Origin of the sequence: Pseudoduganella sp. UC29_71 (genome assembly GCF_042693265.1) — a bacterium.
In the GTDB taxonomy this organism is placed as follows: domain Bacteria; phylum Pseudomonadota; class Gammaproteobacteria; order Burkholderiales; family Burkholderiaceae_D; genus Rugamonas.
The window spans coordinates 4,984,986-5,009,178 of sequence record NZ_CP170549.1; the positions used below are offsets into that span (position 1 = coordinate 4,984,986).

Consider the following 24,193-nt stretch of genomic DNA (forward strand, 5'->3'; position numbering starts at 1 on the left):
GAGCTGCATGACTGGACTGAAAACCGCAGGCGGCGCGCTGGCCGCCGCCCTGCTGCTGTGTTCCTTCGCCGCGCCCGCCGCCGCAGCGGAGCCGCCGGTGCCGGCCGAGCCGGCTGCGGACAAGAACGCCGTGGTCGTCAACGGCATCCGCAATCCCGAGCTGAAGACCTACCGCGTGATGGCCGCCGGCCTGGACGCCTTCGACGACTACCATGCGCTGGCGCCCACGGCGCCGGAAGTGCGCTTCAAGCTGCGCGCGCGCAGCGGCAAGCCATCCACCGACATGGACAGCCTCGCCATGCGCATCGCCGGCGACACCATTTCCATCCCGCTGCCGATTGCCGCCGACCACACCTTCTCGCTGCCCCGCAACGAGCAGGCGGCCAGGGAGAACGCGGACCTGCTGCTGAACAAGCCCAAGGGCGGCTACCGCTGGCAGCCCGACATCCATAGCGTGGGCGTACCCGAAGGCATGCGGCGCCTGGGCGACCTGCGGCTGGAATGCAAGGTGCTGGTGGCCACGGCCAAGGAGGAAATCGGCTTCTGGCTGACCAGCATGATCAACACCCTGCTGCTGACCACCGACTGGTGCAGCCACGAAAAGATACAGCTGTCCACGGCGGCCGAGCAGCGCATCGCCACGGCCACGCTGACGCACGGCGAACTGCGGGTGCCGCTGAAATTGAACAGCGAACGCACGTCCTATACGCCGCCGCTGGGCAACAAGGCCTACCCGGACGACGCGCTGATAGAACTGCGCTATGAAGAGCCGGCGACATAGCAACAGCATCGCGGCGGTGCGGGCGGTTTTTCGATTTCGATACGTAGGGCGGGTTAGCGGGCCGCGCAAGCGGCCCGCGTAACCCGCCGGGAGCCGCCAGCGAATTAATTGACGGTCAGCACCGCAGCGGCGCTGGTGGCGCTGCCGTAGGTGTTGGTGATCACCACATCATAGCTGGCCGCATCCGCCGCAGCCACGGCAGGAATGGTGTAGCTGGCCGCCGTCGCGCCGGCGATGTTGGTGGACGCCTTGCGCCACTGGTAAGTCAGCGTATCGCTGCCGGTGGCGGCCACGGTAAAGGTCACCGGCTTGCCAGCGGCGATGGTCTGCGACACCGGCTGCGTGGTCACGGCCGGGACGATGCCCACGGTCAGCACGGCAGCGGTGCTGGTGACGCTGCCCAGGCTATTGCTCACCACCACGTCGTAGCTGCCGGCGTGCGTCGCATAGGCCGGCGCGAAAGTGAATTTGCTGGCGGTCAGGCCGGGCACGGCCAGGCCGTCCTTGCGCCACTGGTAGCTCAGCTTGCCGCCGGTGGCGACCACGCTGAAGGTGGCATCCTGGCCGGCGACCACGGTCAAGGCCGCAGGCTGGGTGGTAATGGCAGGCGCGGTGTCCGCAGTGGCGGTTTCGGTACTGTCGCCGCCGCCGCCGCAGGCGGTCAGCGCGATGGCCATGGCACAGGCCGACATCTGGAGCATATACTTTTTCATAACACTTTCGCTGGAATGAGGTCAGCGAGAGTATAGGACCGCGCGCGTACCGGCCATACGCGGTCCAGTGTAAATCTTAGCAATAAAGTGTGACCAAACGTAACAGCCTGCCCAGCTTAGTCCTGCGCCGGCGCCTCGTCCTCCGGCGTGTCGCTGCCTGCCTCGTCCGCATCGTGCTCGCCCTGCTCGCCTTCCGGCTTGTTCTTGGCTTCCAGCTTGCGCCTGGCCTTTTCCTCGGCTTTTTTCTTCTTCTCCAGCTCTCGTTGGCGCTTTTCATACTGGAAATTTGTCTTAGCCATTTGCCACCTCTCTATGTTGCGAACGGTGTTCGTTCAGCTACATTATGACGCAGATGGGGCCGACGCAAATTTTTCAGCCCCGGGGATGATGTTGCGCATGCAATTGCTTCAGCCGCTCGCGCGCTACATGGGTGTAAATCTGCGTGGTGGAGATGTCGGAATGGCCCAGCAGCAACTGCACCACGCGCAGGTCGGCGCCATGGTTGAGCAAATGGGTGGCGAAGGCGTGGCGCAGGGTGTGCGGCGACAGCGGCGAGGTAATGCCGGCCTTGTGCGCGTGTTTCTTGATGATGACCCAGAACATCTGGCGCGTCATCGGCCCGCCGCGCGCGGTGATGAACAGCGCATCGTCCTGCTGGCCGTCCAGGATGGCCCAGCGCGCCTCCTTCATGTAGCGCTCTATCCACTGGCGCGCCTGGCCGCCGAAGGGCACCAGCCGCGTCTTGGCGCCCTTGCCGGTGATGCGCAGCACGCCGTCGTTCAGGCTCAGCTCGAAGGTCTTCAGCGCCACCAGCTCGGACACGCGCAAGCCGCTGGCATACATCAGCTCCAGCATGGTGCGCTCGCGCAGGCCCAGCGGCGTGCGCACGTCCGGCGCGGCCAGCAGCGCCTCCACCTGGGCCTCGCTCAGCGTGTGCACGAAGCGCTGCGCCTGCTTGGCCGAGGCCAGCTTCAGGCACGGATCGGCCGCCACCAGCTTCTGCCGCAGCGCATACTGGTAATAGCGTTTCAGCACCGACAGGCGGCGGTTGGACGTGCTGGCCTTGGTGTCCTCGTGGCGCGCGCTGAAATAGGCGTCGATGTCGTGCGTGGCCACCGCGTGCAGGCCGGCCACGCCGGGCCGCGCCAGCTCCAGCCAGCGCGCGAAGGCGCGCAAGTCGCGCCGGTAGGCGTCCAGCGAATTCTTCGCCAGGCCGTCCTCCAGCCACAGCGCGTCGCAGAACTCGTCGATCAGAGCAAGGTTGTCTGCTGCCATGCGTACTCGCTGTGTCCCTCGTGCGCCAGCAGCCAGCGCTTCACGTTCAGGTGGAAGCCGTTGGCGTCGTCGTGGTGGGCGAAGCCGCCCAGGCCGTTGGCCCCGGTCACCCGGTGGCAGGGCACGGCCAGCGGGAACCAGTTCTGGCCGCAAGCCTGGCCGATGGCGCGCGGCGCCGACTGCAGGAACTTGGCCAGTTCGCCGTAGGTGCGCACCTGGCCGCGCGGAATGCTGCAGATGGCGGCCCACACGCGGCGCTGGAATTCGCTGCCGACCCGGGCCAGCGGCAGGCTGAAAGGGAAATCGGCGTCGGCGCAGTAGCGCAGGATCTGCTCGGCCGCCAGCGCGGCCACCGCGTCCCGCGCATCCTTCTCGGCGTAATCGGCCGGCAGGTAGACCAGTTCCGTCACCAGCGCGCCGCCGGTGCGGATGCCCATGGCGCCGAACGGCGTGGCGACGATGGCGTTAAACATATTGCTACTCTGTTGTTTATTCATCACAGTTGTTACGTTCGCTGTTGCAGCAATACTACACCACCAAAATAGGGCGGCGCAAAAAAAAAGCGCACTATAAGAGTGCGCTTTCAATCCTGCTCTCACGGAACCGGCCGTTTGGCGTCGACGTAGCACACTTGTGGCGGCCTTCGGCGATCTTCCAACGACATACTGTGAACCGTGTGTCTCCTCAATGTATATGCGGCATCCAAGGCCGTTTTTATTTACTCTCCCCACTAAACTCTGTGTTCTTGCTACCAGACCACATATCGTTATTTGTTTTGTTTGCCTCTGGAGCGAAGCAATCATAACTGATCCACTTCGCTTTTTGCTCATTTTTTTGAGCCCGGAGTTTTTTTAGTTTAGGAGTAAATTAAGTTCGGCAACCACAGGGAAATTTGTGGTACGTAAGTCACCAGCACCAGGAAACAGAGCATGGTGAGCAGCCACGGCCACACTGCCACGGTCAGCTCGGTAATCCCCATTTTGGTGATTCCGGACGCCACATACAGGTTCAGGCCGACCGGCGGGTGGCACATGCCCACTTCCATATTGACAACGATCAGGATGCCGAAGTGCACCGGATCGATGCCCAGCTTCATGGCCACCGGGAACAGGATGGGGGCCATGATCAGCACGATGGAGGACGGCTCCATCACGTTGCCAGCCAACAGCAGCAGGATGTTCACCACCAGCAGGAAGGTGATCACGCCCAGGCCCTGGCCGGTGATCCATTCCGCCATCGCCTGCGGGATGTTTTCGCTGGTCATCAGGAAGGAGAACAGCACCGCGTTGGTGATGATGTACAGCAGCATGGCCGACATGGCCGCCGAGTCCAGCAGCACCTTGCCCACCTGCTTGAGCTTCAAGTCTTTGTAGACGAAGACGGCGATCACGAAGGCGTACACGGCTGCCATGGCGGCCGCTTCGGTCGGCGTGAACGCGCCGGAGTAGATACCGCCCATCACGATGACGATCAGCAGCAGGCCCCAGGCGCTTTTGCGGAAGGTGGCCCAGCGCTCGCCCCAGCTGGCTTTCGGCAAGCGCGGGTAGTTGTGCTTGCGGGCCAGGAACCAGGTGGTCAGGCCCAGGAAGAAGGCCAGCATGATGCCGGGGATGACGCCGGCCATGAACAGCTTGCCCACCGAGGTGTTGGTGGTGACCGAGTACATCACCATCACGATGGACGGCGGGATCAGGATGCCCAGCGCGCCCGAGGTGGTGATGACGCCGGCGCCGAAACCTTTCGGATAGCCCTGGCGCACCATGGCCGGCAGGATGATGGAACCGATTGCCACCACGGTGGCCGGCGAGGAGCCCGACACGGCCGCGAACAGCGCGCAGGCCAGCACGCCGGCCAGCGCCAGGCCGCCGTGCCAGTGGCCCACCATGGAGCTGGCGAAGTTGATCATGCGCCGCGCCACGCCGCCGTGGGTGAGGAAGTTGCCCGCCAGGATGAAGAACGGGATGGCCATGATCTCGAACTTCTCGATGCCGGTGAACAGCTTCAGCGCCACCGATTCGATCGGCACGTCGGTCATGGTGAACAGGAAGGTCAGTACTGTCAGGCCGAGCGAGATGGAGATCGGCATGCCGGTCAGCATCAGCGCCAGCAGCAGCACGAAAATAATCATGGCGTTCATGCTTTGGCTCCTTTTTCTTCAGCCTTCAGTTCGTCTTCCAGGCCCTCGACGTGCGAGTGGTCGTGTTTCGGCAGCTCGCCGGTGCGCACGAAGGCCACCATCACTTGCAGGAAGCGGAAGCACATCAGGTAGGAACCCAGCGGCACGGCCAGGTACACCAGCCACATCGGGATTTCCAGGTCGGCCGAGGTTTGCTCGGTGTGGCCGATTTCCCACACGAAGCTGGCGCCCAGCGTGCCGACGATGCCGGTAAACAGCGCGCCGGCCAGCAGGCCAAACACGACGAACTTGTTGCGCCATGGCGTGCTCATGCGGTTGATGATGACGTCCACGCCGACGTGGATGCCGGTGCGCACGCCGTAGGCGGCGCCGAACTTGGCCATCCACACGAACATGTAGATGCACAGCTCTTGCGCCCAGCTGGTGTTAATTTGGATCAGGGCGTCCTGCAGGCCGGGGATGGGCAGGCCCGCCAGGTAGCGGTGCACCACCGCCACGAAAATGATGAAGGTGGCCAGACCCATCAGGGTCGCGATCAGCCATTCTTCCAGGTGGTCCAGGAATTTCATGGTCGAGATCTTTCCAGAGAAAGAGGAATAGGAGAGGCGGGACGGCAGGACGCCGCCCCGCTACAGCCGGCTTACTTGGCGGCTTCTTTGTTGATGGCCTGGATCAGATCCTTGCCGATGCGGCCTTCCATGTCCTTCTGGACCGGCAGCAGCGCCTTGCGCCATTCGGCTTGTTCCTTGGCGCTCAGGTTGTAGATTTCGGTCTTGCCGGCCTTCTTGATGGCGTCCATGGCCATGTCGTTGTCGCGCTGGGCGATGGCTTTTTCAAACGTGGTGGCGTCGCGCATCGCCGTTTCCAGCGCGGTGCGGATGTCGGCCGGCAGGCCGTCCCAGAACTTCTTGTTGACGATGACGGCATAGCCCAGGTAGCCGTGGTCGGACACGGTCACGTGCTTCTGCACTTCATGCATCTTCTGGGTGTACATATTCGACGGCGGATTCTCGGTGCCGTCCACCACGCCGGTCTGCAGCGCCTGGTACACCTCGGAGAAGGCCAGCACCTGCGGGTTGGCGCCCAGCGTGCGCATCTGCGCGTCCAGCACCTTGGACGACTGGATGCGCATTTTCAGGCCCTTGAAGTCGGCCGGGGTGCGCAGCGGCTTGTTGGCCGACATCACCTTGAAGCCGTTGTCCCAGTACGCCAGGCCGGTGATGCCCTTGCTTTCCAGCTTCTTCAGCAAGCCCTTGCCGATCGGACCTTCGGTCACGTTGTACAGCGCGGTCTTGGTGGGGAAGATGTAAGGCAGGTCGAAGGCTTCGAATTCCTTCACGCCCAGCGGGCCGAACTTGGCCAGCGACGGCGCCAGCATCTGCACCGCGCCCAGCTGCAGCGCTTCCAGCTCTTCCTTGTCTTTGTACAGCTGGCTGTTCGGGTACAGCTCGACCTTCACGCGGCCATTGGTGGCTTTCTCGGCCAGTTGCTTGAAGCGTTCGGCAGCCTGGCCCTTCGGCGTGTCGGTCGCCACCACGTGGCTGAACTTGATAACGATAGGGGCTTGGGCGAAGGCGCTGAAGCTGGCGACGGCGCACAGCGCGGCCAGGGTGGCTTTCAATTTCATGTGAGGTCTCCCGAGGGGTTAAAGTACATTATTATGCTTACGTTAGCAGTTTGTAACAGTCGTAAGATACACGGCAACTGTGGAAAACCACAATAGCTGGCGACACCTGAAAGTTTGATGCTCCGCCCATGACCAAACCCGCCGACCGTCCGCCGCGCCTGCACTTTGCCAATCCGGTGCGCTGGCTGCTGCCGGTGGTGCTGGTGCTGTTCTTCCTGGCCGTGCTGATCTGGCTGCCCTGGCAGGCGCGCCAGATGGAAAGCAGCGAGCGCCAGGAGCAGCTGATCGCCGACACCTTGTGGGTGGAGCAGACCATCCGTTTCCAGCTCGGGCGCCACGAAGAAGCCATGCGCGGCCTGAGCGGCGAGATCGCCGCCGGCCACCTGAGCCCGGCACAATTGCACGCGCGGCTGGTACAACTGTTGCAAACTGGACACGAAATCCGCCGCGTCACCTGGGTCACGCCGGACGGCACGGTGGCCGCCACCAGCGACGGGAGCGGCACGCCGCAGGCCCAGGCCGGCCTGGGGCCGCACTCGCTGGCCGCCGCCGAGCACGCGCGGCGCGCCCGCAAGCCCATCTACAGCCAGCCCGAGATCCTGCCCGGCGGCACCAAACCCGGCCTGGACTACCACTACCCTATCTACAAGGGCGAGCAATACCTGGGCTCGCTGGTTGCGCACTACTCGCTGGCCACCGTGCTCGACGAGCTGGTGCCGTGGTGGTTCGCCCAGGACAACCAGATCACCCTGCTCGACCGCGACGACAAGGTGCTGGCGCGGCGCTCGGCGGCCGGCTCCGGCCACGGCGTCTACACCCACAAGCGCGCGCTGGACCTGCCCGGCACCACCGTCACCCTGCTCACCGACAGCGTGAAAAGCGAGCCGCGCCTGCTGCCCAACCTGCTGGTGGGCTCGGTGATCGCGCTGTCGCTGGCCTTGCTGTGGAGCTTGCTCGCGCTGTGGGGCCACATCTCGCGCCGCCTGGCCGCCGAAGGCGCGCTGCGCCAGCAGATGACCTTCCGCACGGCGATGGAAAACTCGCTGGTCACCGGCCTGCGCGCGCGCGACCTGGAAGGCCGCGTCACCTACGTCAACCCGGCCTTCTGCCAGATCGTCGGCTATCCGCCCGAAGAGCTGATCGGCAAGCTGCCGCCCATGCCCTACTGGGCGCCGGAAGCGATGACCGAATACCAGCACCGCTTTGCCGGCGTGCTGGCCGGCAACGTCACGCCGCAGTTCGAAACCATCTTCCAGCGCTCCACCGGCGAACGGGTGCCGGTGCTCATCTTCGAAGCGCCGCTGGTGGACAACAAGGGCCAGCAGACCGGCTGGATGGGCTCCATCCTCGACATCTCGGACCGCAAGCGCATCGAAGAGCTGAACCGGCAGCAGGAGCAAAAGCTGCAGACCAGCGCGCGCCTGGCCACCATGGGCGAGCTGGCGTCGATGCTGGCGCACGAGCTGAACCAGCCGCTGGCGGCCATCTCCAGCTACACCACCGGCGCGCTGAACGTGATGGCGCGCGCCGAGGATGCCGGCCAGCCGCTCGACTGCGGCCTGCTGCGCCCGGCGCTGCAGCAGGCCGGCGCCCAGGCGCAGCGCGCCGGGCAGATCATCCGCAGCGTGCACGAATTCGTCAAGAAGCGCGAACCGGAGCGGCGCGAAGTGGCGGTGCAGTCGCTGCTCGAAGGCATCGAAGCGCTGATCGAACTGCAGGCGCGGCAAAGCTATGTATCGCTGCACACCGACATCCCGGCCGCGCTGCCGCCGGTGCTGGCCGACCGCGTGATGATAGAACAGGTGCTGCTGAACCTGACGCGCAACGGCATCGAAGCGATGGCCCAAGTGCCGCCCGAGCGGCGCGTGCTGCGCGTGCGCGCCAGCCACGACGCGGCCGCCGCGCAGGTGGCGGTGGAAGTGATCGACCAGGGCCACGGCATCCCGGACGACGTGGCCGAGCGCCTGTTCGCGCCCTTCTTCTCCACCAAGGCCGAAGGCATGGGCATGGGTTTGAGCATTTGCCGCACCGCGATAGAATTCCATGGCGGCACGCTGATCCACAAGGCCAATCCGGCCGGAGGCACCATTTTCGTATTCACGCTGCCGGCCGCCGGCGCGCACTAAAACAACAGGGGACTTATATGCTGCATATTGTCGACGATGAAGCCGTCGTGCGCGACTCGCTATCCTGGCTGGCCTCGTCGCGCGCCATCCCCGCCACGGCCTACGCCAGCGCGGCCGATTTCCTGGCCTGGACCGAGCGCGCCGCCTTCGACGAACAGGGCGACTGCGTGCTGCTGGACGTGCGCATGCCCGACATCAGCGGCGTGGCCGTGTTCGACCAGCTGGCCGCGCGCGGCCTGACGCAGCGCCTGCCGGTGATCTTCCTGACCGGCCACGGCGACGTGCCGATGGCGGTGGACACGCTCAAGCGCGGCGCCTTCGACTTCTTCGAAAAGCCCTTCAACGACAACCAGCTGATGGACCGGGTGCAGGAAGGCCTGGCCAACTCGCGCCAGGCCAGCGCCGCGGCGGCCGTGCACGCGCGCCTGGCCACGCTGTCCACGCGCGAGCGCGAAGTGCTGGACCTGATCCTGGCCGGCAAGATGAACAAGGTAGTGGCCGACCAGCTCGGCATCAGCATGCGCACAGTCGAAGTCCACCGCGCCCACATCTTCGACAAGATGCAAGTCAAGACCGCCGTCGAACTGGCCGGCCTGCTCAAATAAGCCCGTCACCCGGGGTCAGATCCGGCATCACGCCACTCCCCCCGGGGTCAGATCCCACTCCCCCCGGGGTCAGATCCGGCATCACGCCACGGCCTCAACCGTAGGCGGCCGATACAGCCGAGCTCGTGGCGCGATGCCGGATCTGACCCCGGCTTGGGAACGCGGGGCGCTGGGTGGATGCGGGAGGCGGGCCTAGTTTGCGGCGCGGTGGCGGGCGAGCGCCCAGGCGACGTGTTCGCGTACCAGCGCCGAGGGGTGCTCGCGGCGCGACTCCAGCGCGGCCACGATGGCGGCATCGCCGCGCGCGCCGGCGGCGGCTGCGTTGCCCAGGCCGACCGCGAGATTGCGCAGCCACCGCTCGTGGCCGATGCGCCGGATCGGGCTGCCTTCCATCTTGCGGTTGAACTCGTCCTCGCTCCAGGCGAACAGTTCCACCATGCCGGCGCTGCCCAGGCCGTGCCGCTCGTCGAAGTCCGGCAGCGTGGCGCGCTGGGCGAATTTGTTCCAGGGGCAGGCGGTCTGGCAGTCGTCGCAGCCGTACACGCGGTTGCCGATCAGCGGCCGCATCGCTTCGGGGATGGCGTTCTTGAGCTCGATGGTCAGGTAGGAGATGCAGCGCCGCGCGTCCAGCCGCCCGGGGCCGAGGATGGCTTGCGTGGGGCAGGCGGTGATGCAGGCGCTGCACTGGCCGCAGTGCGCGCCGGTCGGCTCGTCCACCGGCAGCGGCAGGTCGACCAGGATTTCGCCCATGAAGAACATGGAGCCGGCGCTGCGGTTGAGCAGCAAGGTGTGCTTGCCGCGCCAGCCCAGGCCGGACTTTTCGGCCAGCGGCAGTTCCATCACCGGCGCCGAATCGGTGAACACGCGGTAGCCGAACTCGCCCACGGCGCCCTTGATGCGGTCGGCCAGCTGCTGCAGCCGTGCGCGCAGCACCTTGTGGTAGTCGCGCCCCCGCGCGTAGACGGAGATCACGGCCGCCGACGGGTCGGCGATGCGGGCCGCCTCGCGTTCGCGCCAGTCCTCGTCCAGCGAGGCGGGCAGGTAGTTCATGCGCGCGGTGATCACGCGCACCGTGCCGGGCACCAGCTCGTCCGGGCGTGCGCGCTTCATGCCGTGCGTTGCCATATAATCCATTTCACCGTGCATGCCGGCGTCCAGCCACGCTTGCAGGCCCGCTTCCTGGGCCGACAGGTCGATGTCGGCCACGCGCACTTCGGCGAAGCCCAGCTCGGTGCCCCACGCCTTGATGGAATGGACTAGTTCAGCTAAATTCAGGTCGGCAGGGGACATCGGCTTTACAATGCAACGGTCTACAACACCACATTTTATTCGATGCAGCACTTTAAATCCCACCTCCACGACGAAGCCGGCACCGCCGCCCTGGGCGCGGCCCTGTCGCGCGCGATCCTGCCGGGCATGGCGATCTATCTGCACGGCGACCTGGGCGCGGGCAAGACCGCCCTCACCCGCGCGCTGCTGCATGCGGCCGGGCACCAGGGCAATGTGAAAAGCCCGACCTACACGCTGTCCGAGCCGTACAGCGTGCAGCTGGAGGGCCGCGCGGTGAACGTGATCCACTTCGACCTGTACCGCATGAGCAGCCCGGAGGAATTCCTCGACGCCGGCTTCCGCGAGGACTTCAACGGCGAGAACATCTGCATCGTCGAATGGCCGGAGAAAGCCGACCCCGTGCTGCCGCCCCCGGACCTGCATGTATTCTTGGCTGTGGCTGGCGAGGGACGTGATGTAGAATTGCAAGCGTCCTCCGCTTTAGGTCTGTCATGCCTGCAACGCCTCAAATTCGCACCGAACATGTAAAGTCCCGCCATCGGCGCACGGTACTGAGGGCCGGCAGCGCGCTGCTGCTGTCCGTGATGGCGCCGCTGTCCGCACGCGCCGCGCAGATCCTGGCGGTGCGCGTCTGGCCCGCCGCCGACTACACCCGCGTCACGCTGGAGAACGATTCCAACCTGAAGGCCACCCACTTCATCGTCAAGGACCCGGAGCGCCTGGTGGTGGACATCGAAGGCCTGGAGCTCAATCCCACGCTGAAAACGCTGGTCGCCAAGATCCAGTCCAACGATCCGTACATCCGCCAGGTGCGCGTGGGCCAGAACCGGCCCAACGTGGTGCGGCTGGTGTTCGACCTGAAGGAGGAAATCACGCCGCAGGTGTTCGCGCTGGCCCCGGCCGGCCAGTACAAGCACCGCCTGATCTTCGACCTGTATCCGGTGAAGGCGGTCGATCCCATCGCGGCCATGATAGAAAAAGGCGACTGGAGCGACGCGCCCGCGCTGCCGCCGGGCGAGGCCATCGCCACCGCCCCGGCAACACCGGCAGCACAGGCAGCGCCGGCAAGCCCGCCCGCCCCCGGCGTGCCCGGCTCGCCCGGCACCGGGGTGCAGGCTACCCAGGCCACGCAAGCGGCGCAGGCCAAAGCCGAGGCGCGCGCCGAGATCAAGGCGGAAGCCAGGGCCGAAGCGGCCGCTCCCAAGACCGACATCGCCGCCGCGCAGCCGGAGGACAAGCATCCGCTGCCGCAAGCCAAGCCCCTGCCCGGCCAGAAGGTGGCGCGCATGATCACCATCGCGCTCGACCCGGGCCACGGCGGCGAGGACCCCGGCGCCATCGGCTCCAGCGGTTCGCGCGAAAAGGACATCGTGCTGGCCATCGCCAAGCGCCTGAAAGGCAAGCTGGAACAGCACCCTAACATCCGCGTCATGCTCACCCGCGACGGCGACTACTTCGTGCCGCTCGGCACCCGCGTGGACAAGGCGCGCAAGGTGCAGGCCGACCTGTTCGTCTCCATCCACGCCGACGCCTTCGTGCAGCCGTCCGCGCGCGGCTCGTCGGTGTTCGTGCTGTCCGAAAAAGGCGCCAGCTCCAGCGCCGCGCGCTGGCTGGCCAACAAGGAAAACGACGCCGACAACATCGGCGGCGTGAACGTGCAGGGCCAGGACAAGCAGCTCGCCAGCGTGCTGTTCGACCTGTCCACCACGGCCCAGATCAACGACAGCCTGAAGCTGGGCAAGGCCGTGCTGAGCGAAATCGGCGGCATCAACCGCCTGCACAAGGGTTCGGTCGAGCAGGCCGGCTTCGCGGTGCTGAAAGCGCCCGACATCCCCTCCATCCTGATCGAGACCGCCTTCATCTCCAACCCGGAGGAAGAAGCCCGCCTCAAGGACAACGACTACCAGGACAAGCTGGCCGACGCCGTCGTCAAGGGCATCCGCCAGTACTTCGCCAAAAACCCGCCGCTCGCCAAGAGCCGCATGACTTAAGCAAGGAAATCCATGATCAGCTACGTGACCCACGGCGACCTGCCGGCTATCCGCATCACCGCGCCGGACGGCGCCCAGGCCACCGTGGCGCTGTACGGCGCCCACCTGCTGTCCTGGAAGACCGCCGACGGCAAGGAGCGCCTGTTCCTGAGCGCATGCTCGCCGCTGGACGGCAGCGCGGCCATCCGCGGCGGCGTGCCGGTGATCTTCCCGCAATTTTCCACGCGCGGCGACGGCCAGCGCCACGGCGTGGCGCGCCTGTCGCACTGGCGCCTGGGCCAGCATGGCACTGATACCAACACGGACACGGGCGGCGTGTACGCCGAATTCGAGCTGACGCAGGAGGACGTGCCGCCGGTGCTGGCCACAGGCTGGCCGCACGACTTCGCGCTGCGCCTGCGCTTCACGCTGCAAGGCAATACGCTGCAGATGCGCTTCAACGTGCGCAATACCGGCGACCAGGACTTCACCTTCGCCAGCGCGCTGCACACCTACTACGCGGCCGGCGACTTCCTGAAAACCTCGCTGCACGGCCTGGAACAAGGCCCGATCGAATTCGGCCCGCCGCTGGATAACATCTATGCGGCAGGCCCGGAACTGGCGCTGCGCACGGCCGACAGCACGCTCGCGCTGCGGCAGCAGGGTTTCACGGAATGGGTGGTGTGGAATCCGGGCGCGGACAACGCGGCCAAGCTGACCGACATGGCGGACCATGAGTGGCGCGAGTTCCTGTGCATCGAACCTGCGCGCGTGGACAAGCAGGTGTTGCGGGCGGGCGCTGAATGGACCGGCTTGCACACGATCGCGGTGGCGCGGTGATGCGCCGGGCGGCGGCTTACGCGGGCGCCGCCCGCTAAGCCGCCCTACAGGGATTCTTTGATGATGCGGCCGGAGGCCGGCTGCACGGGGCGCGCGTTGAGGGGATACAGGCGGCTGAACAGCGCCATCTGCGCCGGCGAGGCCTGCACCGGTTCCTTCATCACCAGCCACAGCACGTTCTCGGTGCAGGGCGGCTCACTGATCGACCCCATATAGGTGAAGTAGTCGCGCCGCTGCGGCAGCAGGTCGTTCGGGTCGAGCACGATGGACGGCGAGGTCACGTCGCCCTTCTCCAGCGGCAGGTTGTTCCACACGGTCTGGATGGCCGGCTGCGGCTTGCCGCGCTCGAGCAGCAGCGCCAGCACGGCCAGGCGGCCCTCGCCGTCCTTGTGCACCAGGTGCATCACCATTTCGTAGCCCTTGCCGTTGATGCGTTCCTCCGACGGGCGGTGGAAGTGGAACTGCACCAGCTCGTACATGCGGTTGCCCACGTTGAGGAAATTGCCCCCGCCCATGGTCACCTGCACGGTCTTGCCGTTGTCCTGCACGTTGAAGGCGGACGGACGGTAATCGAAGCCGATCTGCTCCAGGTCCACCTTCATGCCGTCGCGGATGTCGATCGGCGACTGGCGGTTGCCGGTGCTGCACTTGGCCCAGTCCGCGTTGATCTTGCTCCAGTTGGCCGGGCCGAATTCGCCCTCGTAGGCCCAGTGGGTGCCGTTGGCGCGCGGCGGCGGCGTGGCGGCGATTTTCGCGGCCTTGGCGGCGGCTTCCTTCTTGGCCTTGGCGGCGGCGGCCGCGCGCGCGGCCTGGTTGGCGCGCATCTGCGCCAGGCGCTCGGCGATCTTGGCCGACAGTTCCGCTTCCGCCTGTTCTTCGCGTTCGCGCTCGCTCAGCTTGGGTGCGGCCGGGGCCTTGGCGCCCGGCTTGGCCGCCGCGCCCGCGCTGCCGCTGGCCGAACCGGCGGCGCCGCCGCCGCTGCCGATAGGCTGCGGATTGGACGGACGGATATTGGTGATATTGGCCTGCGCCAGTTTGGTCAACGGCGGCGCATAGGGCGGCGGATCGGCGGCGCCCGCCGCCGCAATGGCGAGCCAGCTGGCACTGAAGGCGATCAGGTTACGCATGGGAGTCCAGGGATGAGAAATGCATACCTGGTTTAACGGTTGCACAGGGGGAAAACTTGAGCTGTGCAGGACGAAATCAGCCGCCGCCTTGCGCAGCGGCTGTTATTGCAATCGATAAGCTTAGCGGCCCAGCACGCGGCGGCCCAGCTTCCAGACGCCGCCCAGCGCCAGCGGCACGATGGCCGCGCACACGCCCACCATGACGATGGTGGTCAGGTGGTCGCGCACCACCGGCATGTTGCCGAACAGATAACCACCCACCGTCAGCGACACCACCCACGCGACGGCGCCGGTGACGTTGTACATCTGAAAACGGCTGAAAGTCATGTCCGACACGCCGGCCACGAACGGCGCGAAGGTGCGCACCACGGGAACGAAGCGGGCCAGGATGATGGTCTTGCCGCCATGCTTTTCAAAGAATTCATGCGTGCGGTGCAGCGCGTCCTTGTTCAGCCAGCGGTAGTCGTGCGTAAACACCCGTTGCCCGATGGCCTCGCCTATCCAGTAATTGACCGTGTTGCCGGTGACGGCCGCCGTGATCAGCAGCGCTATCAGCACCGGCAGGTTCATCTGCCCGGTGGCGCACAGCGCGCCGGCGATGAACAGCAGGGTGTCTCCCGGGAAGAAAAACAGCACGACCAGGCCTGTTTCACTAAAGATAATGAAGAACAGCACTGCATAGACCCAAATACCGTACTGGGCAATCAGCGTATCCAAGGTCTTGTCGACATGCACCAGCATGTCCAGTAATTGCATGAAATCCATAAAAATCCTGAGAGGTAGCGCCGGAATCATACACCACGCGGAGCAGTGCAAGATCGTAGTCACGGTTAAATTTTGCCCCTGGATAGTATGGGGCCGCTTGCCGGTATTACAATTCTCGCACCCATAATCAGGAGATGAATTGATGCATGCGTACAACGTAACGAAAAAGGCGCTGGCGATCCCGGCGCTGGCATTGCTGTTCAGCCAGGCGTCCGCCGAGCCGGCCAACCCGCCCAAGCCCACCGTCGCCGACGTCATCAAAGCCTCCAATCCCACGGAATGGCGCCCGCTGGACCCAGAACACACGCTGTACATGGACTTGCCCACCGGCCGCGTGGTGATCGAGCTGGCGCCCGCCTACGCGCCGGCGCACGACGCCAACATCCGCGCCCTGGCGCGCGAGCACTACTTCGACGGCCTGGCCATGCTGCGTTCGCACGACAATTACGTGGCCCAGTGGGGCGACCCGGACGAGAAAAACCCGCGCCCCTTCAAGACCGCCAAGGCCAAGCTGCCCGGCGAGTTCACCGTGCCGATGAGCAACGACAAACAATTCACGCTGCTGCCCGACCGCGACGGCTACGCCGCCCAGGTGGGCCACTCGAACGGCTTCCCGTCCGCGCGCGACCCGAAAACCGGGCGCGCCTGGCTGGCGCACTGCTACGGCATGGTGGGCGTGGGGCGCGACGTGGACAGCGACAGCGGCAACGGCAGTTCGCTGTACGCGGTGACCGGCCACGCGCCGCGCCACCTGGACCGCAACATCACCGTGGTCGGCCGCGTCGTGTCCGGCATGCCGCTGCTGTCCTCGCTGCCGCGCGGCACCGGCGCGCTCGGCTTCTACGAGAAGCCCGAGCAGCAGATGCCGATCAAGTCCGTGCGGCTGGCGGCCGACGTGCCCGAAGCGGAGCGCGTCAAGCTCGAAGTGATGCGCACCGACTCGGCCAGCTTCAAGGCCGTGGCCGAAGCCCAGCGCAACCGGGGCGGCCCATGGACCAAGGTCCCGGCCGGCTACATCGAGCTGTGCAACGTCACCATTCCCGTCCGCGAGATCGGCAAGTAAGCGGGCAGGCCGGGGTCAGGCCGCCCGGACTGACCCCGGGGCTTGCCCCCGGTTTATAATCACGCCATGAACGCTCCCGCCCCGCTCCGTCCCATCCAGGCCCTGCCCGACCAGTTGATTTCCCAGATCGCCGCAGGCGAGGTGGTGGAAAGGCCGTCGGCCGTGGTCAAGGAATTGCTGGAAAACGCGCTTGACGCGGGCTCCACCCAGATCACCGTGCGGCTGGAGGAAGGCGGCGTGAAGCGCATCGCCATCACCGACAACGGCCGCGGCATCGCGCCCGAGCAGATGCCGCTCGCGCTGGCGCGCCACGCCACCTCCAAGATCGCCTCGCTGGACGACCTGGAAAACGTGCACACGCTGGGCTTCCGGGGCGAGGCGCTGGCGTCCATCGCCTCGGTGGCGGCCGTCACGCTCACCTCGCGCACGGCCGACGCGGCCCACGCTTGGGAAATCACCGGTTCGCACCTGGGCACCGTCACGCCGTCCTCCGGCGCGCACGGCACCACCATCGACGTGCGCGACCTGTATTTCAACACGCCCGCGCGCCGCAAGTTCTTGAAATCCGAGCAGACCGAATTCGGCCACTGCGCCGACGTGGTGCGCCGCATCGCGCTGGCGCGGCCGGACGTGTCGTTCTCGCTGTCGCACAACGGCAAGACCGTGGACCACTGGATGGTGGGCGAGATGGCCAAGCGCAGCGCGCAGATCCTGGGCGAGAACTTCGCCACCGCGCGCCTGCCCATCGACGAAAGCGCCGGCCCGCTGCGCATCCACGGCTACGCCGGCCTGCCCACCGCCTCCAAGGCGCGCGCCGACGGCCAGTTCTTCTACGTGAACGGCCGCTTCGTGCGCGACAAGGTGCTGATGCACGCCGTGCGCGCGGCCTACGAGGACGTGCTGCACGGCGACCGCTTCCCGTCCTATGTGCTGGCGCTCGACCTGGACCCGGCGCTGGTGGACGTGAACGTGCATCCGTCCAAGATCGAAGTGCGCTTCCGCGACAGCCGCGCGGTGCACCAGTTCGTCTTCCACGCGGTGCAGCGCGCGCTGGCGCAGACCTCGGCCACCTCGCACGGCAGCGTGCCCTCGCCCCTGCCCGCGGCGGACGGCCTGACCGCCACCACGCCGTGGCGTCCGCAAGAGCAGACCTCGTTCGGCTCCATCCTCAACCCCGACTACCAGCCGACCTTCTCGGCCTCGCCGTTCGGCCAGCCGCAGCGCCAGTTCGGCGATGCCGGCGGCGTCGCCCAGAGCACGGAGCGCTACGGCGCGCTGTTTAGCGGTGGCAGCGCCTTCGGCGCGCGCGCCAGCTACGGCGTGGACGGCGGCGAAAGCGGCGACGGCTCGGGCGGCGGCATCGGCGTCAATGGCGCCGGTCCCGGCTTCGGCGGCATCGGCGGCGGCATGTCCGGCAGCGGCTACGCCGTGCCGCAGGCCACGCCCTATATTGCCTCCTCCGCCGCCATGGCCGCCGAAGAGTTCCCGCTCGGCTTCGCGCTGGCGCAGCTGCACGGCATCTACATCATGGCGCAGAACAGCAAGGGCCTGGTGCTGGTGGACATGCACGCCGCGCACGAGCGCATCCTGTACGAGCAGCTGAAGAACGCGCTGGACGCGCAAGTGTCCGGCCAGGACATGCAGGTGCAGCAGCTGCTGATCCCCGTCACCTTCTACGCCGACGCGGTGGAAGTGGGCACCGCGCAAGAGCACCAGGAAACCCTGCAGCAGCTGGGCTTCGACATCGCCGCCCTGTCCCCGACCACGCTGGCGGTGCGCACCGTGCCCGCGCTGCTGAAGAACGCCGACGCCCAGACCCTGGCGCGCGACGTGCTGCGCGACGTGCGCGAATTCGGCGGCTCGCGCGTGCTGATCGAGCGCCGCAACGAGCTGCTCGGCACCCTGGCCTGCCACACCGCCGTGCGCGCCAACCGCATCCTCTCGGTGCAGGAAATGAACGCCCTGCTGCGCCAGATGGAAAGCACCGAACGCGCCGACCAGTGCAACCACGGCCGCCCGACCTGGGTGCAGGTGGAAATCAACGCGCTGGACAAGCTGTTCCTGCGCGGCCAGTAATCAAGATACGCATCATGACGCAAGCAATCAACGAGGCAACAGCGAAACCGCTGGCCGTGGCCATCATGGGCCCCACCGCCAGCGGCAAGACCGCCGCCGCGCTGGCCATCGCCCAGCAGATCCCGTGCGAAATCATCTCCGTCGATTCGGCGCTGGTGTACCGCGGCATGGACATCGGCACCGCCAAGCCCACGCGCGCAGAGCGCGCCGCCGCGCCGCACCACCTGATCGACATCATCGACCCGCTCGACTCCTACTCGGTGGCCCAGTTCCGCAACGACACGCTGCGCCTGGTAGACGAGATCGTCGCGCGAGGCAAGCTGCCCTTGCTGGTGGGCGGCACCATGCTGTACTTCAAAGGCCTGGCCGACGGCCTGGACGACCTGCCCGGCGCCGACCCGGCCCTGCGCGCCGCACTGGAGGACGAAGCGGCGCGCGACGGCTGGCCCGCCATGCACGCGCGCCTGGCGCAGCAGGACCCGGCCACCGCCGCCCGCCTGGCGCCCAACGACGCGCAGCGCATCCAGCGCGCGCTGGAAATCATCGCGCTGAGCGGCAAGCCCATGTCCGAGCTGCTGGCGCTGCGCGAGAAGACCGAGCTGCCGTTCGAGCTGCTGTCGTTCGCGCTGGAGCCGTCCGACCGCGCCGTGCTGCACGAGCGCATCGCGCGCCGCTTCGACCTGATGCTGCAGGAAACCGAAGACGGCAGCCTGATCACCGAAGTGGAGCAGCTGCGCCGGCGCGGCGACCTGCATCCCGGCCTGCCGTCCATGCGCTGCGTGGGCTACCGCCAGGCGTGGGAGTACCTGGACGGCAGCATCGACTTCAAGACCATGCGCGAGACCGGCATCATCGCCACGCGCCAGCTCGCCAAGCGCCAGCTGACCTGGCTGCGCGCCATGCCCGGCCGCGTGGCCATCGATTGCCTGGCGCCGGACGCGGCCGGCACCATGCTGGCCGCGATCCAAAAAGTTATGCAGGCGACATCAAAAACGGCTCAACAGCAAAATATTTAGGCGCTTTCCTTGACAGCCCCTCGCCCAAACCGCGATAATGCTGGCCGTTGCGGTGATATAGCTCAGTTGGTTAGAGCACAGCATTCATAATGCTGGGGTCGATGGTTCAAGTCCATCTATCACCACCAACCGTTCGGTGATATAGCTCAGTTGGTTAGAGCACAGCATTCATAATGCTGGGGTCGATGGTTCAAGTCCATCTATCACCACCAGGATACGTCAGAAAAGCCCTGCCCCGGAAACGGCGCAGGGCTTTTTTGTTGACTTCTTAAATGCGACGATTATAATCACATTTAATTGAAGTGTGCATATGCACATTTTGTCGAGAGATAGTCCTCAACATTAAGGAAAACACATCATGATGCTCCGACCTACCATCGCCATGCTGGCCAGCGCCGGCCTTGCCGCCGCCGTCCTGAGCGGCTGCGGCGACGCCAACAGCAAGCCCGCGGCCGGCGATGCCGCCGCCAAGGGCGCGCCCATCACCGCCGCCGTCGTGCTGGAAAAACCGGTGACCGAGACGCAGGAATTTTCGGGCCGCCTGGAAGCCATCGAGCGGGTGCAGATCCGCTCGCGCGTGGCCGGCTACATCACGGCGGTGAACTTCCAGCCCGGCAGCAAGGTGAAAAAAGGCCAGGTGCTGTTCGTGATTGACACCCGCCCCTTCCAGGCGGAAGCCAACCGCGCCGAAGCAGCCGCCCATGCGGCCAAGGCCAAGGCGGAACTGGCGCGGCTGGAACTGTCGCGCGCCGAGAAGCTGCTGGCCGATAAAGCCATCGCCCAGCGCGAGTACGACGAGCGCGCCTCCAGCCTGAAGGAACTGGATGCCAACGCGCGCGCCGCGCTGGCCCAGGCCGACAATGCCAGGCTGAATCTGGGCTACACGCAGGTGACCGCGCCCATCGACGGCCGCGTGAGCAAGGCCGAGATCACGGTGGGCAACCTGATCGATCCTTCCGCCGTGCTCACTTCCGTGGTTTCGGACGACAAGATCTACGCCAGCTTCGACGGCGACGAATCGACCTACCTGAGCGTGGGCGCGCGGGCGCACGGCGGCCAGCCGGTGAAAGTGCGCATCGGGCTGGCCAGCGAGACCGGCTTCCCGCACGAGGGCAAGCTGGAATTCGTCGACAACCAGCTGGACACGCGCACCGGCGCCGTGCGCATGCGCGCCGTCCTCGCCAACAGCGACAACCTGCTGGTGCCAGGCCTGTTCGCCAAGGTGCAGCTGGAAACCAGCAGCGCGGCGCAGTCCAAGGCAGCCACGGTGCTGATCAAGGAAGAAGCCATCGGCACGGACCAGAGCCGCAAATTCGTCTACGTGGTCACCCCCGACAGCAAGGCCGAGTACCGCCAGGTGACGCTGGGCCAGACCGTGGACGGCTTGCGCATCGTGCGTTCCGGCCTGAAGGCGGGCGAGAAGATCGTGGTCAACGGCCTGCAGCGCGTGCATCCCGGCGCGCCGCTGTCGCCGCAGCTGGTGGACATGGTGGACGGCCAGGCCGGCGCCAAGGTCGCAGCGCTGTCCGCCCCGGCAACTGCTGCCGCGAAAGGCAACTGATCATGAACTTCTCACGCTTCTTCGTGGACAAGCCGATCTTCGCAGCGGTGCTGTCCATTATCGTGTTCGTGGCCGGCCTGATTTCGATCTTCAAGCTGCCCATCTCCGAATACCCCAACGTGGTGCCGCCCTCGGTGGTGGTGACGGCCCAGTACCCCGGCGCCAACCCCAAGGTGATCGCCGAAACGGTGGCCGCGCCGCTGGAAGAGCAGATCAACGGCGTGGAGCACATGATCTACATGTCCTCGCAGAACACGTCCGACGGCGCGCTCAAGCTGACCGTGACGTTCAAGATCGGCACCAACATCCAGCAGGCTGAAACCGAAGTGCAGAACCGCGTGCAGCGCGCGCTGCCGCGCCTGCCGGAGGAGGTGCGCCAGATCGGCGTGACCACGGTGAAGACTTCGCCCAACCTGACCATGGTGGTGCACCTGGTCTCGCCGGACAAGAGCTACGATGAACTCTACCTGCGCAACTACGCGGTGCTGAACGTGAAGGACCAGCTGGCGCGCATCCCCGGCATGGGCCAGGTGAACATCCTCGGCTCGGGCGACTACGCCATGCGCATCTGGCTCGACCCGCAAAAGGTCGCCGCGCGCAACATGACCGCCACCGACGTCACCAACGCCATCCGCGAGCAGAACGTGCAGGTGGCCGCCGGCGTGGTGGGCGCCTCGCCCAGCAAGGACAGCGAATTCCAGCTGACGCTCAACACGCAGGGCCGCCTGAAGAGCGAAGAGGACTTCGGCAACATCATCGTGCGCACCAATGAAAACGGCGCGCTGACGCGCCTGCGCGACGTGGCCCGCATCGAACTGGGTTCCGGCTCCTACGCGCTGCGCGCGCTGCTGGACAACAAGCCGGCGGTGGCGCTGGCCATCTTCGCGTCGCCTGGCGCGAACGACCTGCAACTGTCGGCCGACGTGCGCGCCAAGATGGCGGAGCTGAGCAAGGAATTCCCGCAGGGCGTGGAATACAGCGTCGCCTACGACCCCACGCAGTTCGTGCGTGAATCCATCAAGGCCGTGATCCACACGCTGTTCGAGGCGATTGCGCTGGTGGTGCTGGTGGTGATCGTGTTCCTGCAAACCTGGCGCGCGTCCATCATTCCGCTGCTGGCCGTGCCGGTATCGGTGGTGGGCACTTTCGCCGTGATGCTGGGCTTCGGCTTCTCCATCAACACGCTCACGCTGTTCGGGCTGGTGCTCGCCATCGGCATCGTGGTGGACGACGCCATCGTGGTGGTGGAAAACGTGGAGCGCAATATCGCCAACGGACTGACGCCGCGCGCGGCCACCGTGCAGGCGATGAAGGAAGTGAGCGGCCCCATCATCGCCATCGCCCTGGTGCTGTGCGCCGTGTTCGTGCCGATCGCCTTCGTGCCCGGCCTCACCGGCCAGTTCTACCGCCAGTTCGCGCTGACCATCGCCATCTCCACCGTGATCTCGGCATTCAGCTCGCTGACGCTGGCGCCCGCCCTGTCGGCTGCGCTGCTGCGCCCGCACAACGCGCCGAAAGACGCGCTGACGCGCGGCATGGACAAGGTCTTCGGCCGCTTCTTCAACTGGTTCAACGGCTTCTTCGGCCGCGCTTCGCACAAGTATGAAGGTGGCGTGAAAGGCGTGCTGGCGCGTAAATCGCTGTCGGTGGGCTTCTACCTGGTGCTGGTGGCATTGGCCGCCGTGATGTTCAAGGTGGTGCCGGCCGGCTTCGTGCCGTCGCAGGACAAGGGCTACCTGGTCGGCTTCGCGCAGTTGCCGGACGCGGCATCGCTGAATCGCACCGAGGCCGTCATCCGCCGCACCGCCGATATCGCGCTGGGCGTGCCGGGCGCGCGCAACACCGTGGCTTTCCCCGGCCTGTCGGTCAACGACCTGACCAACGCGCCCAACTCCGGCATCGTGTTCGTCGGCGAACTGGCGCCGGAGACCCGCAACACCAAGGAAACCAGCGGCCCGGGCATCGCGGCTGAAATCAACAAGCGCGCCGGCGTGATCCAGGATGCGTTCGTGCGCGTGTTCCCGCCGCCCCCGGTGAACGGCCTGGGCACCATCGGCGGCTTCAAGATGATGGTGGAAGACCGTGGCAACCTTGGCTACGACGCGCTGTACGAAGCCACGCAAAAGCTGGTGGAAAAGGCGCGCGCGGCACCCGAGCTGGCGGGCGTGTTCTCCGGCTACCAGATCAATGTGCCGCAGCTGTACGCGGACATCGACCGCGACAAGGCCAAGCAGCTCGGCGTGCCGCTGGCGACCATCTACCAGACCTTGCAGATCAACCTCGGTTCGCTGTACGTGAACGACTTCAACCAGTTCGGCCGCACCTACCAGGTGCGCGTGCAGGCCGATGCGCAGTTCCGTTCGCACGTGGAGGACGTGGCGCAACTGAAGGTCCGCAGCGACAAGGGCGAGATGATTCCGCTGTCCTCGCTGATGCGCATCACCGACAGCTACGGCCCGGACCGCGTGCAGCGCTTCAACGCCTATGCGGCGGCGGACGTGAACGCAGGCCCGGCGCCGGGCTATTCCTCCGGCCAGGCGCAAGCTGCGCTGGAGCGCATTGCGCAGGAGACGCTGCCGAAAGGCGTGGCGTATGAATGGACCGAACTGACCTACCAGAACATCCTGGCCGGGAATACCCTGGTCTATGTGTTCCCGCTGTGCGTGCTGCTGGTGTTCCTGGTGCTGGCCGCGCAGTACGAGAGCTGGACGCTGCCGCTGGCGGTGATCCTGATCGTGCCGATGTCCATCATGAGCGCGCTGATCGGCGTGAAGCTGACCGCCGGCGACAACAATATCTTCACGCAGATCGCGCTGTTCGTGCTGGTGGGCCTGGCGTCCAAGAACGCCATCCTGATCGTGGAGTTTGCCAGGGAACTGGAGCACCACGGCCGCACCGTGCTGCAAGCGGCGCTGGAAGCGTGCCGCCTGCGCCTGCGCCCCATCCTGATGACGTCCATCGCCTTCATCATGGGCGTGCTGCCGCTGGTGTTCTCGCACGGCGCCGGCGCGGAGATGCGCCACGCGATGGGCGTGGCCGTCTTCGCCGGCATGCTGGGCGTGACCCTGTTCGGCCTGTTCCTCACGCCGCTGTTCTACGTGCTGTTGCGCACCCTGGCCAAGAAACTGGAAAGCAAGCGCGCAACGGCCATCGCCGAACGCGACGCGGAAGATGCGCTCCTTGCGCCCGCCAGCGCGGCCCCTACCCTGGAAGGACATTGA

The 24,193-nt window shown here is 66.0% G+C and carries 21 protein-coding genes and 2 tRNA genes; 13 read left to right on the top strand and 10 right to left on the bottom strand.

Going from position 1 to position 24,193, the window contains the following annotated elements:
• Positions 1-7: 7 nt before the first annotated feature.
• Positions 8-781 (top strand): hypothetical protein, encoded by a 774-nt coding sequence (locus ACFJI2_RS22040; RefSeq protein ID WP_377701913.1) that lies wholly within the window; start codon positions 8-10, stop codon positions 779-781.
• Positions 782-885: 104 nt separating this feature from the next.
• On the opposite strand, the gene ACFJI2_RS22045 is transcribed toward ACFJI2_RS22040, so the two are convergent.
• The 7 genes from ACFJI2_RS22045 to ACFJI2_RS22075 all read right to left on the bottom strand — a co-directional run bounded on the left by ACFJI2_RS22045 (position 886) and on the right by ACFJI2_RS22075 (position 6,533).
• Positions 886-1,494 (bottom strand): immunoglobulin domain-containing protein, encoded by a 609-nt coding sequence (locus ACFJI2_RS22045; protein ID WP_377701914.1) that lies wholly within the window; start codon positions 1,492-1,494, stop codon positions 886-888.
• A gap of 116 nt (positions 1,495-1,610) precedes the next feature.
• Positions 1,611-1,793: a hypothetical protein gene (locus ACFJI2_RS22050; RefSeq protein WP_377701915.1), complete on the bottom strand. Its 183-nt coding sequence runs from the start codon at positions 1,791-1,793 to the stop codon at positions 1,611-1,613.
• Positions 1,794-1,866: 73 nt separating this feature from the next.
• Positions 1,867-2,769, bottom strand: a complete 903-nt coding sequence (gene xerD / locus ACFJI2_RS22055; RefSeq protein WP_377701916.1) for a site-specific tyrosine recombinase XerD — start codon at positions 2,767-2,769, stop codon at positions 1,867-1,869.
• A complete protein-coding gene (locus ACFJI2_RS22060; RefSeq protein WP_377701917.1) occupies positions 2,745-3,242 on the bottom strand; it encodes a methylated-DNA--[protein]-cysteine S-methyltransferase in 498 nt (165 codons plus the stop codon). The genes xerD and ACFJI2_RS22060 overlap by 25 nt, the downstream gene beginning before the upstream one ends.
• Positions 3,243-3,625: 383 nt before the next feature.
• Positions 3,626-4,906, bottom strand: coding sequence for a TRAP transporter large permease (locus tag ACFJI2_RS22065; protein WP_377701918.1), 1,281 nt, complete (start codon positions 4,904-4,906; stop codon positions 3,626-3,628).
• Positions 4,903-5,475: a TRAP transporter small permease gene (locus ACFJI2_RS22070; RefSeq protein ID WP_377701919.1), complete on the bottom strand. Its 573-nt coding sequence runs from the start codon at positions 5,473-5,475 to the stop codon at positions 4,903-4,905. Before ACFJI2_RS22070 ends, ACFJI2_RS22065 begins: the two co-directional genes overlap by 4 nt.
• 71 nt (positions 5,476-5,546) lie before the next feature.
• Positions 5,547-6,533, bottom strand: coding sequence for a TRAP transporter substrate-binding protein (locus ACFJI2_RS22075; protein ID WP_377701920.1), 987 nt, complete (start codon positions 6,531-6,533; stop codon positions 5,547-5,549).
• Positions 6,534-6,661: 128 nt separating this feature from the next.
• Between ACFJI2_RS22075 and ACFJI2_RS22080 the strand changes: the two genes are divergently transcribed.
• Together ACFJI2_RS22080 and ACFJI2_RS22085 are read left to right on the top strand one after the other, a co-directional pair.
• Entirely contained in the window at positions 6,662-8,659 is a 1,998-nt protein-coding gene (locus tag ACFJI2_RS22080) for a PAS domain S-box protein (protein WP_377701922.1), read from the top strand.
• Positions 8,660-8,676: 17 nt separating this feature from the next.
• Entirely contained in the window at positions 8,677-9,264 is a 588-nt protein-coding gene (locus ACFJI2_RS22085; protein WP_107876578.1) for a response regulator, read from the top strand.
• A 192-nt stretch (positions 9,265-9,456) separates the two neighbouring features.
• Here the strand turns inward: ACFJI2_RS22085 and queG are convergent, their stop codons facing one another.
• On the bottom strand, positions 9,457-10,554 hold the full coding sequence (gene queG / locus ACFJI2_RS22090) for a tRNA epoxyqueuosine(34) reductase QueG (protein WP_377701923.1): 1,098 nt from the start codon (positions 10,552-10,554) through the stop codon (positions 9,457-9,459).
• A gap of 42 nt (positions 10,555-10,596) precedes the next feature.
• Between queG and tsaE the strand changes: the two genes are divergently transcribed.
• The 3 genes from tsaE to ACFJI2_RS22105 are packed head-to-tail and all read left to right on the top strand — an operon-like array spanning position 10,597 to position 13,364.
• Complete coding sequence (gene tsaE / locus ACFJI2_RS22095; protein ID WP_107876582.1) at positions 10,597-11,082, top strand: tRNA (adenosine(37)-N6)-threonylcarbamoyltransferase complex ATPase subunit type 1 TsaE; 486 nt, start codon at positions 10,597-10,599, stop codon at positions 11,080-11,082.
• The gene (locus ACFJI2_RS22100; protein WP_377701924.1) at positions 11,046-12,545 is read left to right on the top strand and encodes an N-acetylmuramoyl-L-alanine amidase; all 1,500 of its coding nucleotides are present in this window, start codon (positions 11,046-11,048) and stop codon (positions 12,543-12,545) included. The genes tsaE and ACFJI2_RS22100 overlap by 37 nt, the downstream gene beginning before the upstream one ends.
• A 12-nt stretch (positions 12,546-12,557) precedes the next feature.
• On the top strand, positions 12,558-13,364 hold the full coding sequence (locus ACFJI2_RS22105) for a D-hexose-6-phosphate mutarotase (RefSeq protein ID WP_377701925.1): 807 nt from the start codon (positions 12,558-12,560) through the stop codon (positions 13,362-13,364).
• 44 nt (positions 13,365-13,408) lie between these two features.
• Here ACFJI2_RS22105 and ACFJI2_RS22110 read toward each other — a convergent pair whose 3' ends face one another.
• Both ACFJI2_RS22110 and ACFJI2_RS22115 read right to left on the bottom strand, forming a co-directional pair.
• Entirely contained in the window at positions 13,409-14,491 is a 1,083-nt protein-coding gene (locus ACFJI2_RS22110; RefSeq protein WP_377701926.1) for a carbonic anhydrase, read from the bottom strand.
• 120 nt (positions 14,492-14,611) lie between these two features.
• Positions 14,612-15,256 carry a VTT domain-containing protein gene (locus tag ACFJI2_RS22115; protein ID WP_377701927.1) on the bottom strand — a complete coding sequence of 215 codons (645 nt, stop codon included), beginning with the start codon at positions 15,254-15,256 and terminating at the stop codon, positions 14,612-14,614.
• Between the two features lie 142 nt (positions 15,257-15,398).
• On the opposite strand from ACFJI2_RS22115, the gene ACFJI2_RS22120 reads away from it, so the two are divergent.
• The 7 genes from ACFJI2_RS22120 (at position 15,399) to ACFJI2_RS22150 (ending at position 24,193) form a co-directional block, all read left to right on the top strand.
• Positions 15,399-16,319 carry a peptidylprolyl isomerase gene (locus ACFJI2_RS22120; protein WP_377701928.1) on the top strand — a complete coding sequence of 307 codons (921 nt, stop codon included), beginning with the start codon at positions 15,399-15,401 and terminating at the stop codon, positions 16,317-16,319.
• Positions 16,320-16,385: 66 nt separating this feature from the next.
• On the top strand, positions 16,386-18,395 hold the full coding sequence (gene mutL / locus ACFJI2_RS22125) for a DNA mismatch repair endonuclease MutL (RefSeq protein ID WP_377701930.1): 2,010 nt from the start codon (positions 16,386-16,388) through the stop codon (positions 18,393-18,395).
• A gap of 14 nt (positions 18,396-18,409) precedes the next feature.
• Positions 18,410-19,411, top strand: a complete 1,002-nt coding sequence (gene miaA, locus ACFJI2_RS22130) for a tRNA (adenosine(37)-N6)-dimethylallyltransferase MiaA (RefSeq protein ID WP_377701931.1) — start codon at positions 18,410-18,412, stop codon at positions 19,409-19,411.
• A gap of 51 nt (positions 19,412-19,462) precedes the next feature.
• Positions 19,463-19,539, top strand: a tRNA-Met gene (locus ACFJI2_RS22135).
• Positions 19,540-19,546: 7 nt separating this feature from the next.
• A tRNA-Met gene (locus ACFJI2_RS22140) sits at positions 19,547-19,623 on the top strand.
• 146 nt (positions 19,624-19,769) lie between these two features.
• Entirely contained in the window at positions 19,770-20,972 is a 1,203-nt protein-coding gene (locus ACFJI2_RS22145; protein WP_377701932.1) for an efflux RND transporter periplasmic adaptor subunit, read from the top strand.
• A gap of 2 nt (positions 20,973-20,974) precedes the next feature.
• Positions 20,975-24,193 (top strand): efflux RND transporter permease subunit, encoded by a 3,219-nt coding sequence (locus ACFJI2_RS22150; RefSeq protein WP_377701933.1) that lies wholly within the window; start codon positions 20,975-20,977, stop codon positions 24,191-24,193.